Origin of the sequence: Kitasatospora sp. NPDC059747 (assembly GCF_042732955.1) — a bacterium.
In the GTDB taxonomy this organism is placed as follows: domain Bacteria; phylum Actinomycetota; class Actinomycetes; order Streptomycetales; family Streptomycetaceae; genus Kitasatospora.
In genome coordinates, this window is record NZ_JBHWGV010000131.1 from 1 (window position 1) to 26,060 (window position 26,060).

At 73.1% G+C, this 26,060-nt stretch carries 11 protein-coding genes; 1 reads left to right on the plus strand and 10 read right to left on the minus strand.

The features are described from left to right. Positions 1-141 precede the first annotated feature (141 nt). From ACFV4G_RS36760 to eccD, 10 genes are all read right to left on the minus strand, one after another. Positions 142-579: a hypothetical protein gene (locus ACFV4G_RS36760; protein ID WP_380446673.1), complete on the minus strand. Its 438-nt coding sequence runs from the start codon at positions 577-579 to the stop codon at positions 142-144. Next, positions 576-16,064 (minus strand): toxin glutamine deamidase domain-containing protein, encoded by a 15,489-nt coding sequence (locus tag ACFV4G_RS36765; protein ID WP_380446675.1) that lies wholly within the window; start codon positions 16,062-16,064, stop codon positions 576-578. The genes ACFV4G_RS36760 and ACFV4G_RS36765 overlap by 4 nt, the downstream gene beginning before the upstream one ends. An 11-nt stretch (positions 16,065-16,075) precedes the next feature. Then, positions 16,076-16,393, minus strand: a complete 318-nt coding sequence (locus ACFV4G_RS36770; protein WP_380446678.1) for a hypothetical protein — start codon at positions 16,391-16,393, stop codon at positions 16,076-16,078. Continuing rightward, complete coding sequence (locus tag ACFV4G_RS36775) at positions 16,386-16,868, minus strand: YbaB/EbfC family nucleoid-associated protein (protein ID WP_380446680.1); 483 nt, start codon at positions 16,866-16,868, stop codon at positions 16,386-16,388. Before ACFV4G_RS36775 ends, ACFV4G_RS36770 begins: the two co-directional genes overlap by 8 nt. A 37-nt stretch (positions 16,869-16,905) precedes the next feature. After that, entirely contained in the window at positions 16,906-19,050 is a 2,145-nt protein-coding gene (locus tag ACFV4G_RS36780) for a hypothetical protein (protein WP_380446683.1), read from the minus strand. Between the two features lie 145 nt (positions 19,051-19,195). Continuing rightward, the gene (locus ACFV4G_RS36785; RefSeq protein WP_380446685.1) at positions 19,196-19,651 is read right to left on the minus strand and encodes a hypothetical protein; all 456 of its coding nucleotides are present in this window, start codon (positions 19,649-19,651) and stop codon (positions 19,196-19,198) included. Between the two features lie 16 nt (positions 19,652-19,667). Continuing rightward, positions 19,668-19,967, minus strand: a complete 300-nt coding sequence (locus ACFV4G_RS36790; RefSeq protein WP_380446688.1) for a hypothetical protein — start codon at positions 19,965-19,967, stop codon at positions 19,668-19,670. An 81-nt stretch (positions 19,968-20,048) separates the two neighbouring features. After that, positions 20,049-20,381, minus strand: a complete 333-nt coding sequence (locus ACFV4G_RS36795; protein ID WP_380446691.1) for a WXG100 family type VII secretion target — start codon at positions 20,379-20,381, stop codon at positions 20,049-20,051. 105 nt (positions 20,382-20,486) lie between these two features. Continuing rightward, positions 20,487-21,938 (minus strand): type VII secretion protein EccB, encoded by a 1,452-nt coding sequence (gene eccB / locus ACFV4G_RS36800; protein ID WP_380446694.1) that lies wholly within the window; start codon positions 21,936-21,938, stop codon positions 20,487-20,489. A 35-nt stretch (positions 21,939-21,973) separates the two neighbouring features. Then, a complete protein-coding gene (gene eccD, locus ACFV4G_RS36805) occupies positions 21,974-23,341 on the minus strand; it encodes a type VII secretion integral membrane protein EccD (RefSeq protein ID WP_380446696.1) in 1,368 nt (455 codons plus the stop codon). 178 nt (positions 23,342-23,519) lie between these two features. On the opposite strand from eccD, the gene eccCa reads away from it, so the two are divergent. Then, positions 23,520-26,060: type VII secretion protein EccCa (gene eccCa, locus ACFV4G_RS36810; RefSeq protein ID WP_380446698.1), on the plus strand; the 2,541-nt coding region annotated here is incomplete at its 3' end.

The window sequence follows — 26,060 nt, forward strand, 5'->3', positions numbered from 1 at the left end:
GAACGGTACGCATCGACACTCGGACCCGCCCGGGCGTCGTGGGGGGGGGGCGGGGACCCAACACCCCCGCCCGCCACCCCCGCCCGAGGCCCGCGACGCCGCCGCCCCGCGCCGCGCGGCGCGCCGCCCCCGAGCACGGCCTCAACTGGCCTGGCCGACCTCCCACACCGGCTCCTGACCGGCCTCCGGCGGTGCCAGCAGCTGCGCCACCGCCCGCTCCTGCACGTCCGGTGCGAGCTCCCCGGGCCCCTCGCCCGCCGCGACCCGCTCCCGGACGTGCACGAGCAGCCCCGGCTCGGGGGCGAGCCCGTAGCGGTGCAGGTAGTAGGTGACGGTGTCGGTCCAGATCCACCGGCCGTCGCAGCGGAAGTTCATCGGGACGCTGCCGGGGCGCTCCGGGTCGAGGACGTCGTCCATCAGCATGGGGGTCATCAGCACCGGAGCCGCCGCGTCCAGGTAGCCGACCAGCGCGTCGCGCTCGGCGGCGTCCTCGATCACTGGGTGGTCACCGGCGAACTCCGGCCCGGTCAGCGGGTCGACGGTGTCGAAGACCGCCGCGACGGCGAACTCCTGCGTCATGTGCTCAGCTCCTGGAAGATCTGGTCGGCCAGCCCGGCGTCCGGGCGGGCCTGGCGGAACGGTACCGCGCCGCGGATGTCACCGTTCTCGGCGAAATCCTTGGTGTCGTCGACCGGGAAGTAGTTCTCCGGGCGGGGTGCCGAGTCCCCGCCGGGCGGGAGGTAGGGGCCGAGCCTGTGCACGACCGGGACGGACGTTCCGTCGGCGGGCTTCTCGAACCGGTACCAGTTGGCCCCGGTGCTGATCCCGGGCCGGCCGGCGCTCGTCATGCCCACCTTGTCCGCCACCACCAGGTACCCGCGCGCCGACTCGTCGACCGTGCCGGTCTGGTCCACCTTCGGCACGAACCAGACCGTGCCGTCGCCGGCGTAGCCCGGTGCCGTGATCGTGGGGTCCTTCTCCCACAGGGCCTTCATCACCTGAGCGGCGTAGCTGGCGGAGACCCCGTACCCGAGGCGGCAGGCCACGAACTGGACCGGTTTCGCGCCGTCCCACTCGCCCGCGGTCTTCTGGGCGATCAGCAGGTCCGCCACGACCCCGGGCAGGACGGGCTCGCCCCGGTAGACCGGGACACCGTCGTCGGTGTGCATGGACACGGCGAGGAAGCGCGTGTCGTTCGGGAACAGGGCGATGGCGGCCTGCATCTGCATCCGTGCGTGGAGGCCGGACGGCCCGCTGAGGGTGAGGACGGTCCGCCCCTCGTCGGCGGGCGCGTCGGGCCCCTCGTCCAGGCGCAGCTCGTGCCCGCTCGGCGTTCCCGGTGTCGTCGGCGTGCCGGGCGTACCGGGCGTGTGCGGCGTCCCCGGTGTGCCCGGGGTGCCGGAGAAGTACGAGCCGCTCCCGAAGCGCGGGGTACGGGGCGTGCCGGGAGCCTGGGTGTTCCAGGCCTTGGCGACCGCGTCCGACGTGACACGTGCGTGCGAATCCGGCTCCTTGAGCGCTTCGACGAGCTTGATCAGCCGCAGGCGCTCCGCCGGCTCGACCTTCGCGTTCTGGTCGGCGCCCTTCACCTTCCGTACGTAGCCGTCCAGGTGCTCCTTCTCCACGACCGTCCCGGCCTTCAGGCCGAGCCCTTCGCGCACCACGTCGGTGACCCGGCGCATGGTCGTGAGCCCGGAGACCTTGAGCATGCCGGCGCCGCCGTGGATGTCGGCGGCCAACCGCGCGACGTGCCACGTCCGCAGGCCGATCTCCTTCTGCTCCTTCTCGCTCGTGAACAGGAAGGTCTTGGCCGCGGCGGCCGGCTTGTCCGCGTTCGGGACACCGATCGTCACGCCCAGCGCCCACAGGTCCTTGTGGTTGTCCAGCCCGCGCTCACCGCTGAGGTGCGCCAGGTGCGCCCGCAACTCGGCGTCGGTCGCGCGGACGGCTGCCGACCTCGGTGTCCCCGGCCGGGTCGGCGAGGCGAACGTCGTGGACGACGAGGCCTCCAGCGCGTCGATGTGCAGCTCGCCCTTCCTGCCGAGCCGGCGCTGGATGATCGTGTGCTTGGCACCCGGGACGCCCAGGACCTCGTCCTCCTGGATCTGGACCGAGAAGGCCGAGATGTCCTTGCCCGCGCCGTACCCCTTGAGGTTCATGGTCACCATCGTCTTCTGGAGGCCCGGGAAGGTCTTCCGGCCGTTCATGAACTTCTCCGCGGTGGCGTACCTGCGGCTGGCGCTGGAGAAGTCCTTGTTGACGATCTCCGAACCGCGGTAGACCGGGGAGAATCCGGTGAACTTCTTGAACGAGATGGACGCGGTGCCCCGGTAGACGCGGCCGTCGGCCCCGGGCAGCAGGTCCAGCGCCTCCCTCAGCATCCGGATGTGCTCGCGCATCTCCGCCTTGAGGCCCGGCAGGACGTCCGTCCTGACGAGCGCCATCATCTGCCTGTAGTGCGCCGCCTCTTCCGCCTTCGAGGCGAAGGACCGCCGCCCGACGAGGTGGCTGATCGCCGGGTGGCCCGCGAGGACCTGGGGGAACTCGGTGCCCCGCAGCACGTGCTCGATCTGGATCAGCAGGACCCGGTCGAGCGAGCCGCCGGGCCTCATCATCACGTTGATCAGTGGGAACGCAGGACCGGTGTACGCCGCCAGGGCGTAGAAATGGGCCGGGGTGAGCGACTCCAGCACCTCCTGCGGAGTCTTCCCGTTGGTCGCGAGCCACCGCTTGACGCGCTCGACGTCATCGGTGTCGTAGCCCGAGGTGTCCTGCTGCCCGGCCAGCAGTTCGAAGATCCGCCGACGGCCGTTCAGCGTGTTCACGTGGAACTCGCCGGGTTCCCCGAAGCCCCCGCCGGGCAGCGTCGCCCGCACCTTCGCCGCGTAGACCTGCTCGTGCGGCAGCATGTTCTCCTTGTCGCCGAGGAGGCGGCGCACCTCCTTGAGCCCGATCCCCGGGAGGTTGCGGTACATCCCCTCGGCGGACTTCAGGGCCTTCGGGTTCAGCGGCACGGTCGCGCCGGAGGCCTCGACGCCCTTGAGGATCTCGTACACCGAGTGGTCACCGACCGGCAGCATCCAGCCGAACAGGGCCTTGACCATGTCGTCGGCGTGCGACGCGTCGATGTCGAGCAGCTTGAACGCCGTCATCATCTTGGCCGCGGTCGCCGAGACGCCGGCGACCGCCCGCATGCCCAGCTCCCCGTTGACCGTCGCGTACCAGGAGGAGTCGTGGTCCAGCTGGTGGACCGCCTCGCCGGTGCGCCAGCTGAGCGGCGTGTCCGGCCCGATCTCCCCCGGCCGCAGCGGGTCGCCCTCGTACTCGACCAGCTTGATCACCCGGCTCTCGCCGGTCTCCGGGTCGGGCTCGACGTACACGCCGAGCACCCCGTCCTCCGCGCGGACGCGCTCCAGGTCGTACTCGCCGCTGCTCAGCACGTGCAGGGACTCGGCCGGCACCTCCTCCGGCCGGATCCCGACCAGCTCCCAGGCCAGCGGGTTGACCTTGAGGAACTCCATCTCCCGTCGGCTCAGCTGGAGCCCGAGGTTTTCGAGCTCGTGGGCCGTCGGAGCGGGGACCTCGTTCCCGGGGCGCGGCCTGCGGGCCCTGATGCTGGTCACGAAGTCGACGCCGTCGGAGAACCAGGTCTTCGACTGGGCCAGCACGGTGCCCGTCGCGAAGACGTCCCGCTCGAACATGGTGGCCAGCTTGGGATTGGCCCGCTGGAGGGTGTCGTGGAGCGTCTTGCGCAGCGGGCTGTCCAGGTACTCCCGGGTCTTCTTGAGCTCCGCCACGTTCAGGCCGAGCTCCTGCGCGCGCTCCCAGTCCTTGCGGTCGACGATGTCGTTGAGCAGCGACTTGAGGCTCATCGCGGAGTCCTTGAAGTAGGCCCCGTTGAAGAAGGCCGTCATCACCTCGCGCAGGTTGCCGCTCCGGACGAGCGTGTCGAACTGGTCCTCGGTGAGGGCCGTGCCGACCTGCCCCGCGGACGTCGGGTCGTCCTTCAGCATCGGCGCGAGGTGCTCCGCCGCCGACGCCTCGGGGAACGCCTTCCCGATCACGTCCCGCAACCTGCCCAGCGCGGCACCCGCCGCGGCCTTCGCCTCGGGCAGGTCGTAGCAGTGCGTGCCGAGCTTCTTCTCGAACTCGCGGGTCGCCTCGGCGTACTCCGGCGCGCCGTAGAGCATCCGTCTGGGACCGAAGGGTGTCGCGCCCGGCATCTCGTGCGCGACGGCCGGGCCGGACGACCAGTGCAGGCCCTCCGGCAGCGAGCCCTCGGACGCGGACGGGTCGGATGGCAGGTGCGCGCCCAACTCCTCGACGTGGGGCTCGTGGTGCTGCTGGTCGCCGGGCACCTCCTCCGGCAGCGAGACCTTGAGCCACGTGCCGCCCGGCACGACGACCGGCAGGCCGTCGGGGCCGAACCCGACGGCCTTGGCCACGACCAGGTGGCCGGGCCCCTCCGCCTCCACGGTGAACGGGCCGGTGGGCTTCGGCACGAACCACAGCCCGCCCTCAGGGACGTACGCCTCCAGCGGGCCCGCCACCTTGCCGCGCAGCGCCCGCATCACCTCGCCCGCGTAGGACGAGGCGGCGCCGGTGCCGAACTCGCAGGCGGGGAACTGCAGCGGCTTGCCCTCCGGCCAGATCCCGCGCCGGCGCAGCTCCACCAGGACGTCCGCGAGCTCCTCCGGAGTGACCCGCCGCCCGTGCCAGGTCGGGGCGCCGTCGGCGTGCTCCGAGTGGAAGGCGACGGAGAAGAAGCGCGGGTCCTTCGGGAAGCGCGAGACGGCGGCACCGGTCTCGCGCAGCTGCGCGGCCGGACTGTCGGGATCGGCCAACCAGCGCACGTCGGAGCCCGCGTGGGCGCCGACGAGCGCGTCGACGATCTCGTGCACGTGCTCGGGCCGGTGGTCCGCCACGTCCGCGGGGTGTGGGTCGGGGTGGTCCTCGGGCCGGGGCTCGGACGCCAGGTGCCCGGTGGGCGGCTGGTGGTGGGTCTCCAGTGGCTGCGGGGCGCTGTGGCGGCCGGCGTCGTCGAAGCTCACCAGGTGGACGGCGCCGTCGTGGTCGGCGAGCAGCAGGTCGATCGGGGTCATGAGGCGGTCCGCCGTCTGGCGCACGACCGCCAGCGGGTCGTCGCCCAGCGAGCCGTGGTCCGCCTTCAGCACGAGCCGGAACGAGCCCATGTCCAGGTCGAAGAGCTTCGGCATCAGCTTCTCCGCCAGCCCGTCGGCGGTCAGCGGCCCGCCGCCCTCGGCGAGCTCGTGGACGTCGAACGGCGTCGGGGTCTTGCCGTCGGCCGGGGCCTCGTACGTCACCGACTCCCAAGCGACCTTCCCTGCCGCCGAGTCGGGGACCGGCACGGGCGCCGGCTCCTCGTGCACGGCTCCCCGGAAGTCCTTCAGCGCGTCGTCGTCGAGCAGGTCGGTCGTGACCGGGCGCAGCTTGGCGCGGATGGCGTCCTCGGTGAGCGGCTGCCCGTCCGCGAGCACCTCGCCGATCGCGTCGGCGGTCGTCCGCAGGTGCTCCGTCGTCAGGTGCTTCGTCGTCAGGTTCTCGGCGCCGACGCCGTGCAGGTGGTGCGCGTAGCCCGCGACGGCCGTTGCGATCGTCTGGCCCGGGAACTTCGCGTGCGCGAGGTCGGACAACTCGTGGACCGTCCGGAGCAGCCGCACCCCCGACTCGTCCAGCGCCGGCACGCCGTCGCCGTACAGCGAGCGGCCGAGCCGGACCAGGTCGAGCACCCGGTGGTGGCGGACGGCCTCGTCCCCGGGGCTGGTGCCGCCGGGCAGGCCGAGGGCGTCGGCGACCTGGGTGACCACGTGCTCGCCCGGCCCGGCGGCCGTGTTGAACAGGTCGCCGGCGGATCCCGCGGCCAGCCGGTCGAACCTGGCCATGCCCTCGACCAGGTGGTCGGCGATCTCGTGCGCGGTGTAGCCGCCGAGGAACAGCTCGAAGGAGTTGGTCAGGACGGCGGGCCGGAAGCCCTGTTCGAGCAGGAACTTCTGCATCAGCACGCTGACGTTCACCCGGCTGTTGGCGTCGGTGAACGGCTGGATCATCTGCAGCGACCTGGTCACCCGGGCGATCGCGACCAGCTTGGCGCGGTCGTCGCCGGCCGCCGCCACCTCGGCGTAGTAGTGGTCGAGCGCGGCCTGGACGTGGTCGGGCGCGGTGCCGTGCGGGTAGTTGATCGAGATCATGCCCTCGCGGGCCTGGCCGCGGGTGAACAGCACCAGCGGCTGCTTCTCCTCGCGCGCCACCGGGCCGGCGGTGAAGTCGGCGACGAGCTTGTGGCCGCCGATCCGCTCGTCGGCCAGGTCGGACGCCATGGACGTCCGGCCGGTGCCGCGCATCGTCGTGAACGTGCCGTCCCTGGTACCGGACCAGACCGTCGCGACGTTCGAGCCGTGGCCCTCGACGAGGTGACGGGTCGCGAGGTCGTGCAGCTCCTCGTAGGCGCGGGCGTCGATCCGCGACCAGTCGCGGCCGCCGGGCGAGCCGTCCAGCACCTCGCGGTACAGCTCCGTCATGCCCCGGCGGAAGCCCGGGTACTTGGTCGTGTCCAGGTGGTTCGCGGCGTCGCCGGAGGAGTGCGAGAGCGCGGCGGCGTGGACGTTGGGGTCGATGAACAGGCGCCACCAGGAGGACTCGGGCAGCACGTCCGACAGCTTCGGGCCGGGGTGCGGGGCGCCCTGCGCGGGCGGCTCGGGGAGTTCGGAGGTCGCGGCGGTCTCGATGACGGCGCTCTGCGGCTCGTGGACCGGGGCGTCCTCGACGAGGGTGGGGCGGCCGGACTCCACCGTCCCCGGCTTCGGGGCGCCCTCCGGCCGCGGGGTGTGCCCCGGGTCGAGCCCGATCGGCGGGGGGTCGGTCACGAGCGACCGGAAGATGTCCTCCTCCACGGAGGGCGCCTTGGGACGCGGCACGGGCTCGGGCTCGGGCTTCGGCTTCGGGGCGGGTTCCGGATTGAGTTCCGGCTTCGGCTCGGGCTTGGGTGCCGGCGCCGGCGCGGGCGCCGCCGGGTGCTTCGGCAGCGCGGTGCCGTTCGGGCTGTCCTCACTGAACGCCAGGTAGTGGTCGCTCATCACCTTGGCGTCGGTGGTCTCCCGCTCCGGGATGTCCACCGTGATCGGGATGACGCCCCTCTCGACCACCTCCTTGTCGCCCTTGAAGAACACGACCTCGACCTCCGCGAAGCCGTCGTAGCGCGCCATCGGCGTGTTGAACTTCGCGTGCGAGACGACCTGCCCCGAGTCGCCGAGCGCCAGACCCTCCCGGCTGCGGTGCGAGCCGCCGACGACCGCCTGGAACGTGCCCTCGGCCGCTCCGAGGTCCGCCTTCACACCGCCCTGCACCTGACCGCCCCAGAGCGACCAGTCGAGCCTCGTCCTCGTCGAGCTGGTGGAGGTCGCGTTGGACGGGCTGAGTTCGACCTTGCCGTCGGTGCGGTCGTACTCCAGCTGCAGGACCTTCAGGTTGACCTTCACGCCGCCGTCCGACACCAGCGGCCGGCGCCCGGGCGAGGGCGTGCCGATCTCCTCCCCGCGGGTGGCCGATCCGAAGTGGCTGGCGAGCTTGGCGTGGTCGGCGGTGTTGCGGGCGAGGTCCTCCATCCGGTCCCAGGTGCGGGAGCCGAAGAACTCGCGACCGCGCAGCCGCAGGATGTCCTGCACGCCGCCGGCGTCGCCGAGCCAGCGCATGACGTCGATATCGCGCAGGCCCTCGCCCCAGACCCGGGCCGGCGGCGCCTTGACCGTGGTCTCGACCGGCGGCTCGGTGGGCGCCGGTGAAGGGGCGAGCGCGGTGCGGTGCTCGGGCGCCTCGAACGCGGTGGGCTTGGGCCCCTTGGACGGGCGCCCCTCCCCCGCCTCGACCGCCGCCTCGAAGCCGACCTTCGCGGTGTCGACGCCGTGGATCGTCGTGCCGAGCTTCCTCACCCCGCGCCAGGCCTGCCCCGCGGCCGACTTGAGGTGGTCGAAGGCCGTCCCGGGCACGTGGTCCCCGCCGGGCGGCACGAGCCGGTCCGGGTCGCCGAGGGACAGCAACGGGCGGCGCTCCATGCGGAAGTACAGCGTCGCCTCGCCGGTGTAGGTGCTGCCGGCGAGCTTGGTCTTGGTCGCGGCGCCCGCGGTGCTGCGCTGCGCCTGGACGTCGAGCTGGTCGTGCCCCCAGGAGTGGGTGACCGAGCCGCCCGCCGTGACGGCCGGGCCGATCGGCAGCGGGTTGCTCGTTCCCTGGACGGAGACGGTGACGGTGTTGCCGGTGCCGGCGCCGTAGCTGGTGACGCCGTCCGAGCTGGCGACGGTCTTCTGCACCTGGGTGCCGGTGGTGAACTCGGTCTGCGCCGTCTCGCCGGTGTGCTCCAGCCGGGAGACGGCGGCGGTGATCCGCACCGTGCTGCGGCCGTGCTTCACCACGATCTCGTGGCCGGCCATCATCGACTTGAGCTGCGGCTGGAGCTTGGTGACGTCGAGTTCGGCGAGGATCTTCTCCTTCATCCCGGGCCAGTCGGAGCCGAGCACCCCGGCGCCGCGCCGGTCGATGCCGGCCACGGCGGACTCGCCGACCGACCACGGCTTCGCCCCCTCCTCGCCGCTGCTCGGGCGCAGCGGGTGGACGTCGGTGACGACGTCGGAGGAGCCGACGCGGTGGGTCTTCTCGATGCGGGCGGGCGGGTCGAGCGGCTTCTTCGGCAGCGCGGGCTCGGTGGCGCCGCGCAGGGGGGTGTCGCGCAGCGGGACGGCGACGGTGGTGTGGACGGGCACCGTGAGGTCCGGCGCGGTGACCTTCTGACCGAGCTTCCTCGACACGATGTGGACGGTGAACTCGGCGGTGCCGCTGAACAGTCCGGCCGGCTCGACGGTCTTGCCCTTGCTGACGGTGGCACCCGTGGTGTCCACGGCGGAGCCGTGCACGAAGTCGTTGCGGCGGGCGAGGTTGAGGCCGAGGTCGACGTAGGGCAGCTTGAAGCGGAACGGGGCCGAGAAGACGTCGCGGACGCGCCGGTCCTTGCTGACGCCGGTCGTCACCCGGGTCTGGGTGCCCAGCTCGAACTCGAACTTCTCGACCGTGTCGGTGTGCCGGAAGTCCTTGCCGAGCCCGGCCCTGACGGTGACGGTGGTGTCCCAGCCGTGGATGGAGACGTGCTCGGTGAGCTGCCCGCCGCGGGACAGCTTGGACAGCTGCGGCTTGAGGGCGATCGGGTCGAACCGGCCCTTGATCTTCGTCAGGACGTCGTCCGGCACGGAGCCGAACTCGCGCTTCAGGGCACGCTCGATGCCGTCCAGGACGGCGGTGTCGCCGTTGCCGAAGCTGTGCACGACGTCGGAGGCGCTCAGCGCGCCGCGGTCGGTGATCCGGCGCGGCGGGTCGTGCGGCTCGGCGGGGCCCTCGTGGACGACCGGGGAGCCGGCGCCGGGGCCGGTGAAGTGCGCGTGCCCGTCCGGTCCGACGGTGTGCCGGCCGGTCTCCTTGGCGTCGAGGCTGACCTCGGCCCGGATCGGGACGGTGACCGTGTGCTCCTCGCCGTCCACGGTCAGCTTGACCTCGACGCCGATCCCGGCGTCGTAGACCTCCTGCGGGCGGGCGTACTTGCCGTTCGCGTAGACCTTGTGCGAGGTGCCGTCGCGCCAGCCGTCGCGGTCGCGGACCTGGCGGGAGTACCCGCCACTGACGTCCATGGACGTCTTGCCGGGCAGCGCTGCGGTGCCGCCGGCCGAGCCCTGCCCGGACTTGGTGTCCGAGATCAGCTTGCGGCCGGACGTGAAGGAGGTGGTCTCGTCGACCGGGTTGAGCTCGGCCTTGGCGTTGGGCCGCTTGTAGTCCAGCTCGGTGACGTGGGCGACGGCGGAGACCTTGACGCCGTGCCTGAGCAGCGCGGCGGCCGTCTGCTCGGGGAGCTCCAGCCGGGTGCCCCGGGTCATCGCGGTCAGGTGGGAGGCGACCATCGGGTGGCTGAAGAGCTGCCGGACGTCGTGCCTGACGTCCTTCCAGGCGCTGCCGAGCACCTCCCGGCCGAGCTGCTCGACCTCGCGGTGCAGCGGCTCGACGGTGGGCAGGTCGCGCACGGTGACGGTGTCGCCGAAGCCGCCGCCGGTGCCGTCGGGGCGCCGCCAGACGTCGTCGGGCGGGCTGGGGACGGTGCTGCCGGGCTCGAAGGTCTTCGGCCGGTGGGGCTGCGGGGCCTCGGTGGCGATGAAGAGGGTGGGGTCGCCGGTGCCGGTGTCCTCGACCTTGCGGGCCTCGGCCTCCTCGATCAGGGAGCGGAAGTCGACGGAGGTCGTCGCGGTGCCGCCGGCCTTCCCGAGCGGGGAGTCCTTCTCGAACGTCAGGGTGAGTTCGGCGCGGCCGTCGTAGACCACGCCGGGGCCCTTGGTCTTGGTGGTGAGCAGGACCTCCTGGCTGCTGCCGGAGATCCGCACCCGGTCCTTGATGAGCTGGAGGCCGCCGCCGCCCGTGCCGCTCGACTTGTCGACCGCGCTGCCGGAGACCACGCCGGGCAGCGGGAGCTGCAGGCCGTTGCCGGCGCCCTCCTGCTCGGTGCGCACGCGCTGGACGCCGGTGCCGACGTTGAACTCGGTCTGCGGCGTGTTCCCCTGCTGCCACATGGCCTTGACGGAGGCGGTGATCTCCACCGAGCCGGTCACGAGACCGGTCTTGTCGACCACCTCGATGCGGGTGGGCTCGCCGGACATCATGCTCTTGAGGTCCTGCTGGAGCCGGGTCGTGTCGAGCTCGGCGGTCAGCTTCTCGCGCAGCGCGGGCCACAGCCCGCCGAGCACCTCCTCGGCGGTCTTCTCGACGCCGTCGAGGACCTCCTGCATCGGATGGTCGGAATCCGGCCGGCCGTGCCGGTGGGTGGAGACGTCGAGCACGATGTCGGAGCCGCCCAGGCGCCGCCCCTCCACCACGCGCGGGGGCGGGGCGAAGAGCTTGTCCTTGGCCGGCGGCACGGGCGCGCCGTGGGCGTCCAGGGTGTCGCGGACCGGGATGCCGACGGTGGCACCGATGTCCAGCCGCCGCACGCGCTCGCCGGGCTCGGCGGGCACCGGCTCACCGTGGTGGGTGAGTTCGGTGAAGTCGACGGCCAGGTGGAGCTTCCCGGCGAACAGGGCGCCCGGCTCCACGGTCTTGCCGCGGGCGATCGACCGGCCGACCTCGATCGAGCTGCCGCCCTTCACCGAGTCGTGCTGGTAGCCGAAGGTCTCGGTGACGTCGGCCCTGCCGGCCTTGAACTTGCCCTGGAGGGAGGCGTTGAAGCGGTCCAGGGTGTCGTCCTGGAGACCGACGGAGGCGTGCCGGTCCGAGCCGTTCTCGAACTCGACGCTCTTCGCGGTCTCCTGGTGGACCAGACCGTCCACGTCCACCCGGACGGAGATCTTGCCCTTCCAGCCGTTGGTGTCGAACGGCGCCTCCCACACGTCGCCCCGGGAGAGGGCGGTCAGGCGGGGGCGCAGCGCGGCCGGGTCGAAGAAGTCCTTCGCGAGCGTACGGGCGGCAGGCAGGTCGTTCTTGAAGGCGGACTCGAAGAGCTTGACGATCTCCTCGTGGACGGCGGTGTCCCCGTGGTGCAGGCCGACGACGAGGTCGGAGGCCGAGAGCCTGCGGTGGTTGGTGATCCGGGCCGGGGGCAGGCGCAGCTCGTCGGGGCCGAGCGGCTTCGCCGGCGTGAACGCGGGGTCGTCGTAGGGGTGGTCGTGGCTGCCGCCGGACTCGGTGGAGAACACGGACATGGCGAGCACCGACGCCGGCGGGGAGGCCGGCGGCCCGGGGTTGTGGAGGGGGTCGTGGTCCGCCTCGGTGATGACGATGCTGGGGACGTCCGGGCGGTGCGGGGCGGTCTCGGCGGGCTTGGGGGTGGGGGTTTCCTTGGGAGCAGGGGTTTCCGCGGGTACGGGCTTCGGCTTGGACTCGGGCCCCGGCCGGTCGACGCCGCCGCTGACGGTGGGCACGCTGTGCGGGACGGGCGGCAGCACCGGGCCGTCGTGCTCGACCGGCCGCTTGGACGCGGGGCCGTCCACCGGCGGCGCCGGTACGGGCGGGCGGCTGCCGTCGTAGTGGTTGGTGCCGTTGTAGTACACCGTCACCTGGTGGCCGTCCTGCGGCCCGTACCGCAGGTACTCGGTGTGGCCGCCGAGGCCGTCCGGGCCGAGGATGCGCAGGCGCAGGCCGAGGGCGTCGGCCAGCAGCGGCGGGAAGGCCTCGCCGTAGCCGCGCCACCAGGAGCCCTCCCAGTTCTCGACGGCGTCCTTCAGTCCCGCGAACTCCTCGGGCGACAGCGGCGCGTCGGAGATGGTCCGGTGCCAGACCTGGAGGTCGGCGAGGCCGGCGTCGGAGAGGTCGTGCAGGCCGATCTGCTCCGGGCGGCCGAGCAGGTACTCGAACTGCTCCCGGGAGCCGACGGCGCCGTCGGCGAGGTTCCAGCCGACCTCCTCCTCGACCCGGTGGCGGTCGTCGCCCTGCGCCACCCGCTCGTCGACGTACTGACGGCGCAGGTCGTGCGGGTCGGCGGCCGGCTCCTGGCCGTGGTCGCGCAGGTACGTCTCGGCGGCCTTCTGCTCGTCCGGGTTCTTGAACTTCCACTTCACGGTCTGTTCGGCGTGCGCCGTCGCCGCCGCCACGTCGCCGCCCGGGCCCGCGAGTTCCTTCGCGAGCGCGGTCACGTAGCGGTCGCGCAGCAGCGACGCCGGAACGACCTCGTGGGTGCCGACGTCCGCGACGCCGAGGTCCAGCAGGACGTTCAGGAGCTCGGGGCGGCTCCGCCCGGCCAGTTCCTCGCCCAGGTCCTTGGTGGCGGTCTTGCGGTAGCCGCGGACGACCTCGGGCGGCAGCGTCCCGGGGCCCTGCTTGGCGAGGTGCTCCGAGACCGCTCGCTTCATCGCGTCCGGCGTCATCCGGAGCTCGGGGCCGCTGACGGCGACCGAGTTGAGGAGGCACAGGCCGTCGCCGGCCACCGGGACGCGCTCGCCGGGCGGCGCGAAGGCCGGTTCCGGGCGGGCGGGTTCGGTGCCGGTCTGCGAGGGACCGTCCGTGCCGGTGAAGGCGTCCGTGGGGGTCGGGTGGGCGAGGCGCTCGTCCACGTGGTCGGCGGCGCTGTTGAACGGGCCGTCGCCGCGCAGCGGCCGGCCGTCGGCGTCGTGCGCGATCGCCCAGACCCGGGTGACGTCCTTCGGCAGCGGGTGGTCGCCCGGGGAGTGCAGTCCCTGCTGGGCGTCGACCCACACCAGGCCGCCGCCGGGGACGTTGACGAGGTTCCAGGCGTGGCCCTGGCCGTCCGCGGTCCAGGCGAGGACGATCGCCGCCGAGCCGGGCCCGCCCGCGGCGACCCGCAGGGCCACCTCGTCGAGCCCGGCCGCGCCGAGGCCGACGTACTCGGCGGCCTGCCCGGTCCAGTGCTGGAGGTCGCCGGCCGCGCCGGGGTGGGGCTCGGACAGGCCGGGGGCGACCTGCGGTTCGCCGCGGAAGGTGGAGTGGAAGGCCATCGCGGCCGCCACGCAGTTGACGTCCCCGAGCAGGCTGCCGTCGCCGTCGCGGGGGTTGATCAGCTCGACGAACTCCTGCGGGTGGGCGAACTTCTTCGGACCGTCCGGCCCGGTCACGGCCTGCTCCAGGGCGTGCCGGGCCGCGGGGCCGGGCGTGGTGTGGCCGCCGTCGGAGAACTCGTGCAGGAAGGAGTCCAGCGCACGCGGGACGGGGGCCTCCTCCGGCCGCGGGCGCTTGGCCGGCGGCTCCGGCGGGACCGGGAGGTCGGTGCCGTCGTGGCCGCCCTCGTACTCGTCCCGGCCGCGACGGCGCGACGGCGGCTGCGGCGGGTCGGCGGGCCCGTGGTCCGGGCCGCCGCCGGTCGTGCGGGGCCGCCTCGGACGCTCGGGGGCCGCCTCGGGCGTGCCGGCGGCGACGGCGTGCTTGGTCTCGTCGGACCCGCCCACCGTCTTGCCCGGCCGGGCCGGGCCCACCGGCTCGTCGACGAGGGTCGTGCCGCTCCAACTGCTGTCCGTTCGGACGGGCTTGGGGCGCTCCGAGGACTTGGTGCCGCTCTCGGTCCGCACGGGGGCCGGGCGGTCGGCCTTCCCGCCGCCGGTACCGCCGGTGTCCTGCTTGCCCTTCCCCGTGCTGGTGGCGCCGCCGCCCGACGTGGTCGGCACGGGCTTGGGCGCCGGGTCGGCGAACAGCGTCTCGAAGTCCGCGTGTCCGAAGGCCTTGGCGAACAGTGCCGCGTACTCGACGTCCGGTGCCCCGCCCAGCCCCCGGGAGTAGGCGAGGACGTGGCCCGCGTTGACCACCTCGTCCGTCGGCCCGCGCCGGGGCACCGGGAAGGGCGCGGCGTGTCCGGCGAGGTTGCTCGCCAGGGAGAAGAGGGTCAGCGGGTGGTAGGCCGGGTAGTAGGCGCCCTTGCCGTCGTCGATCGCCTTGACCTGCAGGTGCTCGACGTAGGCGGCCCACTTGTGCCCGATCCCGGTCAGGTGGAGGGCGTGGTGCACGCCCTTGCCGACCAGGCCCATCGCCATGCCCGCGCCGAAGGTGTTGAAGCCGGTCGTGAACTGGTGCTTGTCGTCGAAGATCAGGTTGTAGAGGCCCTCGGAGAGGTTGCCCTGCGCCCCCTCCACCAGGTGCTCGCCGAGCATGGCGCCGAGCCGGTAGAGCCTGTTCCCCTCGCCGAGGTGGGCGGCCAGGTTCGGGAGGTGGTCGGCCAGCGCGGAGATGCCGTGCTCGCCGAGGTCCGACCCGCCGTGGTCCAGGAGGCTGCGCAGCACGGTGCTCAGCGAGTCGTTCGCGGCGCCGTGCTTGGTCCAGCCGGCGACGAACGCCTCGGCGTACTCATTGCCCAGGCTCCTGGCCGCGTCCTTGCCCAGCACGCCGCCGAGGTGCTTCTCGAAGCTGCCCGCGACGTTCTCGCCGAACTTCTCGGCGATCGAGCCGGCGCCCGCCTTGCCGAACCCCTCCTTGAGGAAGGGTTCGAGGTGCCACATCTCCTTGCCGATCGACTTCGCGAAGGCCTTCGCCTCCGCGTCGCCCAGCACCTTGCCGGCCGTCCCCGAGGCGGCCTCGCCGGCGCCCTTTCCGAGACCCTTGCCGACACCCTTGCCGACGCCGCTGCCGGCCCCCTCGCCGAGACCGTCGCCGGCGCCCTTGCCGAGCCCCTTCCCGATCCCCTTGCCCGCGCCCTCGCCCAGGCCCTCCCCGACGCCCTTGCCGATCGCCTTGGCTCCGGCCTTCTCCAGGTCGGCGAGCGCCGCGCTGCCCACGTGCTTGGTCGCCGTGTCCAGGAGGTGCTTGAGCGCCTCCTTGTCGCCGTTCTTGAGGACGGATTCGAGCTCCTTGGCGAGGAGCGACCCCCCGCTCTTGCCGACCAGGCTGCCGATCAGCTTGCCGAGGCCCATCCCGAACACGCTGACCGGACCGGAGATGAGGCCGCCGACGAAGCCGTTCAGCAGGCTCTGCTTGAAGGCGTCCACGTCGTAGGTGTGCCGGTCGCCGTCGGCCATCTGGATGCCCTGGATGATCGAGTCCATCAGCATGCCCTTCACGACGCCCGAGAAGGTGTGCATCAGGATCGTCTTGATCAGGTACTTCAGCAGCAGTTGCAGCGCCTCGCGCGTGAAGAAGTACTTGAGCGACAGCCCGGCGAAGTCCGCACCGAAGGTGAAGGGCGCCCAGAACGTCGCCAGCGCGATCTCGAACAGCAGGTCCGCCAGCTGGGCGATCGCCATCCACTTGGTGTACTCGACCTGGTTGGCGACGTCGCCCGCGCAGTCCGCGAGCGCCTTGGCGGTGTCGGCCGCCGCCGAGACGTAGTCGTCGCCGCCCCCGACGCCGATGAACTGGTTCATCGCCACGCTGAACTGCCGGGCGGCCTCGCCCTCGAACTCCTGCCGGGCCTTGACCGCCACCGTCGCGATCAGCCGGCGCAGATCGGGCAGGTCCTTCGCCAACTGCTCGTACGCGTCGCGGATCTCCCGCAGGTCGCCCTCGTTGGCCGCGGGCCAGGGCGAGCCCGAGACCACGCCGAAGAAGCCGGCGAGCTTCGGGCCGGGGTCGATCGACGAGTACGACAAGGGTGGTTCTCCTACAGGCTCTTGATGATGTCGTTCGCGGTGTCCTCCGCGTAGTCGAGCTTCGCGACCAGGTTGATCCCGCTGTCGCCGGCCTTCGCGACGACCTCGCCGATCTTCTGGACCAGGTCGTCCAGGTCCTTGGTGGCCTGGTCCACTTGCTGGTGGTACTGCTTGCCGATGTCGTCGTCGCCGCCGACCTTCTTGTTGGCGGAGTTGATGGTCCTGACCTCGTCCGAGATCTTGTCGATCAGCGTCTTCAGGTCCCCGAACTCCGCGAAGCGGCGCTTGAGGTCCTGGGTCTTGGCGAAGACGTCGTCGGGGCTACTCACGGAACTCCTCCTGCCGCCCGGCCCGGCGGCGCTCCGCCTCCGCGTCCTCGCCGTACCCGGGCCGCATCGCCCGCAGCGGTTCCAGCAGCCGGTCCAGGTCGCTGCCGCCGCTCATCGACATCCGCAGCATGTCGCCGACGCCCTCGAAGCCCTTGATCGCCTCGATCACCTGCTCGCCCATCTTCGCGCGGGCCTCGTTGAGCAGGTCGGTCAGCAGGCCGCCGAGCTGCGCGGGGGCCATCTCCTGGTAGCCGGTGGTGTGGAAGGTCAGCGCGAGGACCTGGCCCTGCGGGCCGACCGTCGCGGTGACCATCCGGTCCTTGGAGGTGACCGTCGCGGAGGACTTGGCGAGGTCGGCCTGGACGGCTTCGGCCTTGGCCGTCTGGACGCGCAGGGCCTCCATGGCCTCTTCGAGCTCCGCGCTCATCGAGCCGAACAGGCCGTCGGGGCCGAAGGGGTCGGCGGTGGCGGGCATGGTGGGTCCTTTCACGATCGTGTTCGGGACGGGCAGGTCAGCGGCCGATGACGCCGCTGACGGCGGTGCTCTCGGTGCCCCACACCTCTTCGTCCTCCGCCAGCCACGTCGTGCGCTGGCGGTCCTTGTCCTTCTGGTTGGGCGCGCCGGCACCGGCGCCCGCACCGGGCGGCATCATCGGCGGCATGCCGCCGGTGGTGGACATGCCCTTGCCGGTCAGCGCGGCCCGTTCGGCCTCGGCCGCCGCCTTGGCCGCCGCGGCCTTCTCCGCCTCGGCGGCGGCCTCCGCCGCCGTCCGGGCCTGGAGCGTGTTCGGATCGCCTCCGCCGGCCAGCGACTTGGCGCTCATGCCGCTGCGGCCGCCGGGCAGCAGGCCGGAGCCGGGGAAGGCTCCGCCGGCTCCGCTCGTGCCGCCGCCCGGGTCGCCGAAGGACAGCCCGAGGGGGTGGTAGGCGCTCGGGCCGAAGTCGCTGCCGGGGAGCAGCCCGTCGCCGCCGCCGAAACCTGTGTCGAAGGCGTGGCGCTGGTCGGCCATCAGCTGGGAGACCTCGGAGACCGGCTTGCCGTCCGGGCCGAGCAGGGTGCCGTCGGAGTCGATCCGGGAGCCGGGCTGGACGACGACCGGGTTGCCGTTGCCGTCGAGGACGGGCTTGCCGTCCGGGCCGATCACCCGGCCCTGGCCGTCGACGGTCGAGCCCGGCGGCACCTTCATGTGGTCGCCCGGGCCGGTGCCGACGGTCGCGCCGTCGGGCACCGTGATCGGCTTGCCGTCGGGGCCGAGGACGGGCCGGCCGTCCGGGCCGATCACCTGGTGGGTCGTCGGGTCGACGTGGCTGCCCGGCGGCACGGTGACCGGGTTGCCGTTGGCGTCGTAGATCTGCTTGCCGTTCTTGTCCAGCACGGGAACGCCGGAGCCGCCGTCGCCGAGCGAGGGCAGGCCGCCCGCGCCGCCGTGGTCCCCGAGCCCGCCGATCCCGCCGGGCCCGGTGGTGAGGCTGGGGCTGCCGCCGGGGCCCTTCAGGCCGTCCGGGCCGAGTCCGTTCGGGCCACCGCCGGTGAGGCTCTTGAGGTTGTCGTTCATCCCCTTGCTCATGTCACTCAGCGACTTGTTCACGTTGTTGTTCATGTCGCTGAGGTTCTTGTTGATGTCCGAGAGGGGGTCCGTCTTCGAGGGGTCGTCCGTCGGCGGCGGGTTGTAGGGCGTGTGCATCGACGGTGCCTTGACGCCCCCGGACAGGGCCTTGATCGCGGGGACGTACGCGCCGTCGAGGGTGGCGGCGGCCTCCTTGGCGGCCTTGTCCAGGAAGTCGGCGACGTTCTTGAGCCAGACCTCCTTGGCCCGCTGCTCGGCCTTCTTCCAGAAGTCGTCTCCGCTCGGATCGCCCCAGGCCGTCGTGACCTGGAAGGTCGGCGCGGTGTACTGCGCCGGGGCGTCGGGAGAGGTCGTGGCCATGATCCCGGGCGTGACGGTGACATTCGCCGTCGACATCCCCTCCATCAGCGCGTCGAAGAGCGGGTTGACCGGCCAGGCGTCGCGGCTGTTGCGGTAGTTGTCCTGGCCGTACCACATGCCGAGGACCGCTTTGCCGATCGCCTCGCGGGCCGTCTGGAGGTAGCTGTACACGTGCTGGTCGTGCAGTTCCTTGGCGAGGTCCTGCAGCTCCCCGCCGAACATGGTCAGCATGGTCTTGAACGCCCCGGCCGCGCTGCCCTGCCAGTCGGCGCCCGGCGCCGCGATGTCGCCCGCCCAGCCGTTGACCGTCGGTGCCCACGTCTGCAGGAGCTGCTCGGCGCCCTGGAGCGTCGAGACGGCGGTGTCGAAGCTCCAGACGCTCATGGTGTCGTTCTCGGCCGGCGAGTGGGCGAGCGGCATCAGGACGTTGTAGCCCTGGCGGACCCACTTCCCGAGGTCGGTCGAATCCCCCTGGAACAGCGGCCAGTTGAGGTTGCAGCCGATGACGTGGCTGTACTGCCCGCCCGCGCCGTCGCTGTAGTTGTACGACCACCAGCAGTCGTAGCCCTCGTTGCCGCCGGTCTGCTTGAAGTAGTCCAGGGTCTCGCACTTGTGGCTGGCGATCCACTGGACCTTGTCGTCGCCGGTGACGGCACTGCGCTGGGTGAAGGTGGTCTGGGCGGAGCTCGCGAAGACCGTCAGCATGTCTTCCCAGGTCTTGTCGGCCATGCGGGGTCACAGCTCCAGGGTGGTCGGGGGGCGGGGCGGGGGGGGGGGCGGGGGGGGGGGGTCCGGTCCGCCCCCCGGGGGGGGGGGGGGGCGGCCGCGGGGCGCGCCGGGGCGGGGGGAGGGGTTCGGTGCGGGAGGGGCCGGGTCAGACCTTGAGGCCGCCGCCACCGAGGATGTCCTGCACCAGGTACATCATCTGAGCGGCGGACAGGGCGTCGTCGGCGCCGTTCTTCAGGTCCCGCTCGGCCCTCGACAGGTCGTCGATCATCTTCTGGACCTGGTCCTCCAGCGACTTGAACTGGTTCTCCAGGGACTGGCAGTACTTGGTGAAGTTCGACTCGATCTGCTTGACGCTCGGCAGCACCGTCCCGCCGCCGGCGAGGAGGCTCGCGTAGTCGCCGGAGAACTGGCCGCCGCCGATCCCCAGGACGAACTGCTGGAGCGCCACCCGCGTGGGGTGGGTCCGCAGGTCCTGCAGCATCGTGGTCAGCTTGGTCTGCGCGAAGTCGAGCAGGTAGGAGTCGGTGACCTTGAAGGTGTTGCCGTCGTCCTCCCCGCCCGGCTTCTTCTTCGGGTCGTCGGCCGGCTTGTCGTCGGACACCGCGGCTCACCCGGTCCTAGTAGCCGAAGTTGGAGCCGGCGCGCTTGTCCGAGTCCCGGATCAGGCCGTGGACCTCGTCCAGGGCCGCGGCGGCCTTCGCGACGTCGTCCGTCATGGCCGTGTCCGCGGCCGACAGGACGTCGGAGTAGGCCTTGCCGCCGTCGGCGTAGTCGCCGTGCAGCTCGTGGCCGAGGCCCTGGGTGAGGAAGGTGCGGGTCTGCTCCATCATCTCGTGCATCATCTGGCTCTGCTGGCGCAGCATCGCGGCAGCCTCGTCGATCTGCTGGTGGTGGAGTTCGATCCGGTCGTCTGCCATCGTTCGTTCCCTTCGGTCAGCGGTGGTGGCGGCCGTCGTCCGGCCGGTGGGTGCGCCAGCGGTGTCCTCCGCCGGCCGGGGTCAGCTCAGGCCCTTGACGATGTCCTCGCCGGCGCCGAGGCCGGAGACGATGTGGACGGCCTCCTGGCCCGAGCCCTGGATCAGGCCGGAACCGCTGGTGAGCAGCTCGTGGAAGGCCTTGTACTGCTCGCGCACCTTGTCGTACTTGGCCTGCCAGTCCTGCATCTTCTCGACGAAGACGGTGCTCGCGGCGGCCTGGAAGTGTGCGTTGACCTCCTCGACGATCGCGGTGATCTGGCGCTGGGTCTCCTGCATGTGCTGGTCCTGCGCCTCGACGGTGGTCAGCACCTGCTGGACTACCGCCGGATCGTTGAGCATGTTGTTGCCGGCCATGCGTCGTCCCTTCTCGGGTGGGGCGCCGGTCGGTCGCCGGCGACTCGGGGTTGGGGCGGTCGTGCGCGGCCCGGCATGGTGAACGGGCGCGCAGGGTCTTCCGGTTCAGCTCCCGCAGGGGTTCGCGGGGGCCTGTGCTGCGGGAACGCCGCCCGCGGCGAGGGCGGCCGGGTCCAGGCCGGGCCCGGTGGGCAGCAGGCCGAGCAGGCGGGTCGGGACGGCCGCCGGGACGGCCTTGACGTAGCCGAGCTGCTTGGCCGCGGCGGGCGAGGGCAGCGGGTACTTCACGCCCGCGTCGGTGACCAGGTAGAGGGTCGCGCCGGCCCCGCCCGCGGTGACGGCCCTGGCGAGCGCGCCGCCGCCCGGGCGGACGGCGATCCGGTCGGCGCCGCCGCAGGCCTGGGCGACCCCCGGCTGGGCGACCGGGGGCTGTCCGGCGACGGCGGCGGCGTCCGCGAGGTCGATCGTCACGGCGCCCGCGCCGGCCGCGGGGTGCAGTTCGGCGCAGGGCGCCTGCCCCTCCCCGGCCTGAGCCAACTGCGGCGGACGGGCGGGCAGTTCGGCGCCCGACCAGGCGGCCGCGGTGGCGGCGGGCGCCTGGTGGGCCGCGAGGTCGGCCGGGCCGACCGGCCCGGGGGTGACGGGCGCGCCGCCGTAGGCGTCCTGCTGTGTGCGCGGGTCGCCCTGGACGAGCCGGAACAGCGTCTCCCCGAGCGGCACCAGTCCGTCCGCGGCGAGCAAGTAGTGCTCGCCGTCGGGGCCCGCGAAGAGCTGGCCGGTCCGGGTGGCGCGGCCCGCCAGCGCCGAGCCGGGCGCTCCCCGGCCGGGCAGGTCGGGCGCCTTGAGGTCGGGCCCGACCGGCAGGGCGTCGAGGAAGCCGGGCGGCACCGGGTACGGGGTCGCGGTGGCGTAGCCGAGCGCCCGCGGCCCGCCGTCGGCGGCGTCGATCCGCAACCGGTGGCCGCGCCACAGCAGTTGGGGCGCGCCGTCGGGCCCGGTCACCAGCACGGCCTGGTCGTCGCCGAGCGCCCGGCCGGCGTGGCGCAGGCCGATCGACAGCGACAGCTGCGCCGCGCCCTTGCCGCCCTGGGCCGCCGGGAGGGCGCAGGCCGACCAGTCCGCCGGGCCGAGGTCGCGGTCGGCCGGGAGCCCGTCCGGGGCGCCGACGATGCCGACGACGGCGCCGCGCGGGACGCCGTCCAGGGAGGCCGCGCTGACCTGCTCCAGCCGGAACCGGTCACCCGCGAGCAGCCGGGCGCTGGCCTGGTTGAGCACCGGGCGCAGCTGCCCGCCGGCGTACAGGTAGCGGACGCCGGTCTCCTTGACCACGACGAGGGTGCCCGGCTTCTGCCAGCTCGTCGCGCCACCGGGTTTGACGAGGCCGTACACCCCGACGCCGACGCCGACGAGCAGCCCGACGGCGAGCCCGATGACGGCGCCGCGGGTGGTCCTGGCGACGGGTGTGTCGGGCGCGTCCGGCTCGCCCCGGAACATCCCGGAGGAGACCCGGCTCATCACGAACAGGTGGGCCTGCACCTGGTCGCGTCTGGACTGCATGGGAGTTCCTTAGGAGGATCGGTGGGGCGGGCCGGTCAGCCGGCGACGGCCCGGAGCATGTGGTAGAAGCCGAGCGTCTGCAGCGCGAGCGGCAGCAGTGCGAACGCGGCGAGCGAGTGCAGCAGGTCGGCGGCGCGGCCCCAGTAGGGCAGCAGACGGCGGCCGGGGACGGTCCACGCGACGACCAGCAGGACCGCGGCGACGACCAGCAGCCCGGCGAGCAGCGCCAGCCGACCCTGCCAGGTGCTCTGGAAGCCGAGGCGTCCGGTCAGCAGCACCAGCCCGTACAGGCCGGGCAGCACGACGCCCAGGCGCTGCCACAGGCTCCCGATCTCGCGGGCGTGCAGCAGGAGCAGCACCGACAGATCGGCGGCGGTGGCGGCCGGTCCCCAGCCGTCGGCGCCCGTCAGGAGGGTGAGGCAGACGGTGCAGGCGAGGCCGATGCTCGCGAGGAACCCGGTCAGGTAGCCGTCGGCGACGTCGCCGCGGGCGAGGACGTCCTCGGCCGGGAACGGCTCGATGTCCTCCTGCAGCTCCTCGGCGTTGCGGGGCAGCGCGGGCAGCCGGAGCCCGGCGAGCTTGAAGGCGAGGCCGGGCACGAACCCGCCGAACAGCACGGCGGCACAGGCCAGGACGGCGGCCGAGTGCTCCGGCGGCACGTCGTGGACGGCCATCGCACCGGCGCCGAGGGCGGCCACCGAGACGAACAGCGCCGAGAGGAAGAGCGGGGCCGAGGCGCCGACGACGGCCAGCGCCAGCACGCACGCCCCCGCCCCGGCCGAGCCGCCGGCGAGCAGCCGGTCTGCGCCGCCGAGGCCCGGCACCAGCGTGGCCGCGGTGACGGCGTAGCCGATCCCGGCCGCGCCCAGGGCCGTCCCCGCCACGGCGTCGCCGACCGTGCGGGCGGCGCCGCCGGCCGAGAACAGCAGCAGCACGGCGGCCGTCGCGGCCGCGACGCAGCGCATCCGGTCGGGGCCGGGCAGGAGCAGCAGCGCCACGCCGCCGGCCAGGGCGACCAGCGCGGCGGCCACCGCGAGGTGGTGGGTGAGCTCGGGGCGCCAGGAGTCGCGGCGCTCCAGCATGCCGCTGCGCACGCCGTCGACCAGGTCGTCGAAGTGGACCGGCGGCAGCTCGGCGGTGCGCGGGCGCAGGTACAGCTCCTCGCCGTCGCGCAGCCCGAGGGCGTCCAGGGTCCGTTCGTCGTCGAGGGGTTCGCCGCCGAGGCGCTGGAGCACCCAGCCGGAGTGCTCGGCGCCGGCCTCCTCGGCCTCGGCGCCGGCGTGCGCGAGCACGGCCGGCATGAGGTCGCCGAGGACCACGTCGGACGGCACGGCCAGCTCGAAGGCGGCCTCGGGCGCGCGGAACCTCAGTCTGCACAGGCCGGCCACGGCTCCACCACTCATGCCCCACCACTCTCCCTGGCCCAGCCCGATCCGCGGGTCTCCGCGGGTTTCCGACCGGCAATACGTGCGCCCCGGCGGCGGCGGTTCACCCGGGCGGGGAGAACCCCGGTGAACCGGAACGGGGTCGCGGTCCGTGCGACCGGTCGGAGACGTCGACGCACGTGTGAGGAGAGCCCCGTTGAGTCAGGTCGTGGTCGACCGTCCGCCCCGGCGTTCCGGGCCGGAGCTGCCGGAGGGGGACATCCAGCTGCAGGAGCCGCCCGGCCTGCCCGAGCCGCAGAGCGGGCTCGCCACGATGCTCACCATGGCGCCGATGGCGCTGAGTTCGCTCTCGATGGTGTTCATCTTCCTCAACCCGAACGCCGGCGGCGGCCCGCTGACGTACGTCGCGATGGGCATGATGGGCCTGTCCGCCGTCGGCATGCTGGTCACCCAGCTGATCCGCGGCGAGAGCGACCGCAAGCGGCAGCTGCGCGGCGAACGGCGCGACTACCTGCGCTACCTGTCGCAGATCCGCCGCCAGGTGCGCCGCCACACCGTCAAGCAGCAGCAGGCGCTGGCCTGGCGCCACCCCGAGCCCGCCGCGCTGGCCACCATGGTCCGCACCTCGCGGCTGTGGGAGCGCCGGGCGGGCCACCCGGACTTCGGCGACGTACGCATCGCCGTCGGCGCGCAGCGCCTGGCCGTGCGCCTCGCGCCGCTCGCCACCAAGCCCGTCGAGGACCTGGAACCGCTGTGCGCCCATGCGCTGCGGCGGTTCATCCACGCGTACGGCACGCTGCCCGAGCAGCCGATCGCCGTGCACGTCCGCGGTTACGCACACGTCCTGGTGCGAGGGCCGGAGGACGACGGCGAGGCGCCCGACGGCGATGAGGCGCCCCGCGCCCTCGCCCGGGCGATCGTCGCCCAGCTCGCGTTCTTCCACGCCCCGGACGAACTGCGCATCGGCCTGGTCGCCTCCCCCGAGCGCCGCGCCGACTGGGACTGGCTCAAGTGGCTGCCGCACGCCCTGCACCCCGGGGAGACCGACGGCGCCGGACCGGTCCGCCTCGTCGCCGGCTCGCTGGTCGAGCTGGAACAGCTGCTCGGCACCGAGTTCGCCGGCCGCGGCCCGTGGGAGCCGGACGCGCAGCCCGGCCGCGAGGAGCCGTACACCCTGATCGTCGTCGACGGCGTGCCGCTGCCCTCCGGCGGCCGGGGCGCCCTCGCCGGCTACCGCAACGCCACCGTCCTCGACGTGGCCGGCGCCCTGGAGTGGAAGCACGCCAAGCACCGGCTGCGACTGCGCACCACCGCGGCCGGCGTACTGGAGCTGGTCGGCACCGACCGCAACCGCAAGGACAGCGTCACCGCGCTCGGCCGCCCCGACGCCCTCGGCCCGGCCGCCGCCCGCCGCTACGCCGCCCAGCTGGCGCCCTACCGGCTCGGCGACGCCACCGACGGTGCCGAGCCGCTCGCCACCGACTTCGACCTCACCGCACTGCTGGGCATCAAGGACCTGCACCGGCACGACGTTCGCCAGGCCTGGTCCGAACGCCCCAAGGAGCAGCGGCTGCGCGTCCCGCTCGGCCTCGGCTCCGACGGCACCCCGGTGGACCTCGACATCAAGGAGTCCGCGCAGGGCGGCATGGGCCCGCACGGCCTCCTGATCGGCGCCACCGGCTCCGGCAAGTCCGAGCTGCTGCGCACCCTCGTGCTCGCCCTCGCCCTGACGCACTCCTCCGAGACGCTGAACTTCGTGCTCGTCGACTTCAAGGGCGGCGCGACCTTCCTCGGCCTCGACCGGCTGCCGCACACCTCGGCCGTCATCACCAACCTCGCCGACGAGGCCGCACTGGTGGACCGGATGCGCGACGCCCTGCACGGCGAGATGATGCGCCGCCAGGAGCTCCTGCGGTCGGCCGGCAACTACACCTCGCTGCTGGACTACGAGGCCGCACGCGCCTCCGGCGTCCAGCTGGACCCGCTGCCGACGCTGTTCGTCGTCGTCGACGAGTTCTCCGAACTCCTCGCCGCACACCGCGACTTCATGGAACTGTTCATCATGATCGGCCGGCTCGGCCGCTCCCTCGGCGTCCACCTCCTGCTCGCCTCGCAGCGCCTCGACGAGGGCCGGATGCACGCCCTGGAATCCCACCTGTCCTACCGGATCGGCCTGCGCACCTTCTCCGCGATGGAGAGCCGCGGCGTGCTCGGCGTCCCCGACGCCTACCACCTGCCCTCCCAGCCCGGCAACGGCATCCTGCGCAGCGACATCTCCACCCTGACCCGCTTCAAGGCCGCCTACGTCTCGGGCCCGTACCGTCGGCAGCGGCCGAGCCCGGCCCGGCAGGCGGCGGTGGCCGGCCAGGTCGTCCCGTACGGCACCGAGTACGTCGCGCCCCGCCACCAGCCGGTCGCCGCCGAGCCGGAGCCGGAGGAGGCCACCGAGACGCTGCTGGAGCTCGCCGCCGAACGCCTCACCGACGCCGGCCCGCCCGCCTACCGGGTCTGGCTGCCGCCGCTCGACGTCCCGCCCACCCTCGACGAACTCCTGCCCCCGCTCGCCCCGCACCCCGACCACGGCCTGACCGTCGACGGCGCGCCGCAGCGCGGCGGCCTCTGCGTGCCCATCGGCCTCGTCGACCGCCCCTTCCAACAGATGCGCGACCTCCTCACCGCCGACCTCTCCGCCGCCGGCGGCCACGTCGGCATCGCCGGCGGCCCGCAGAGCGGCAAG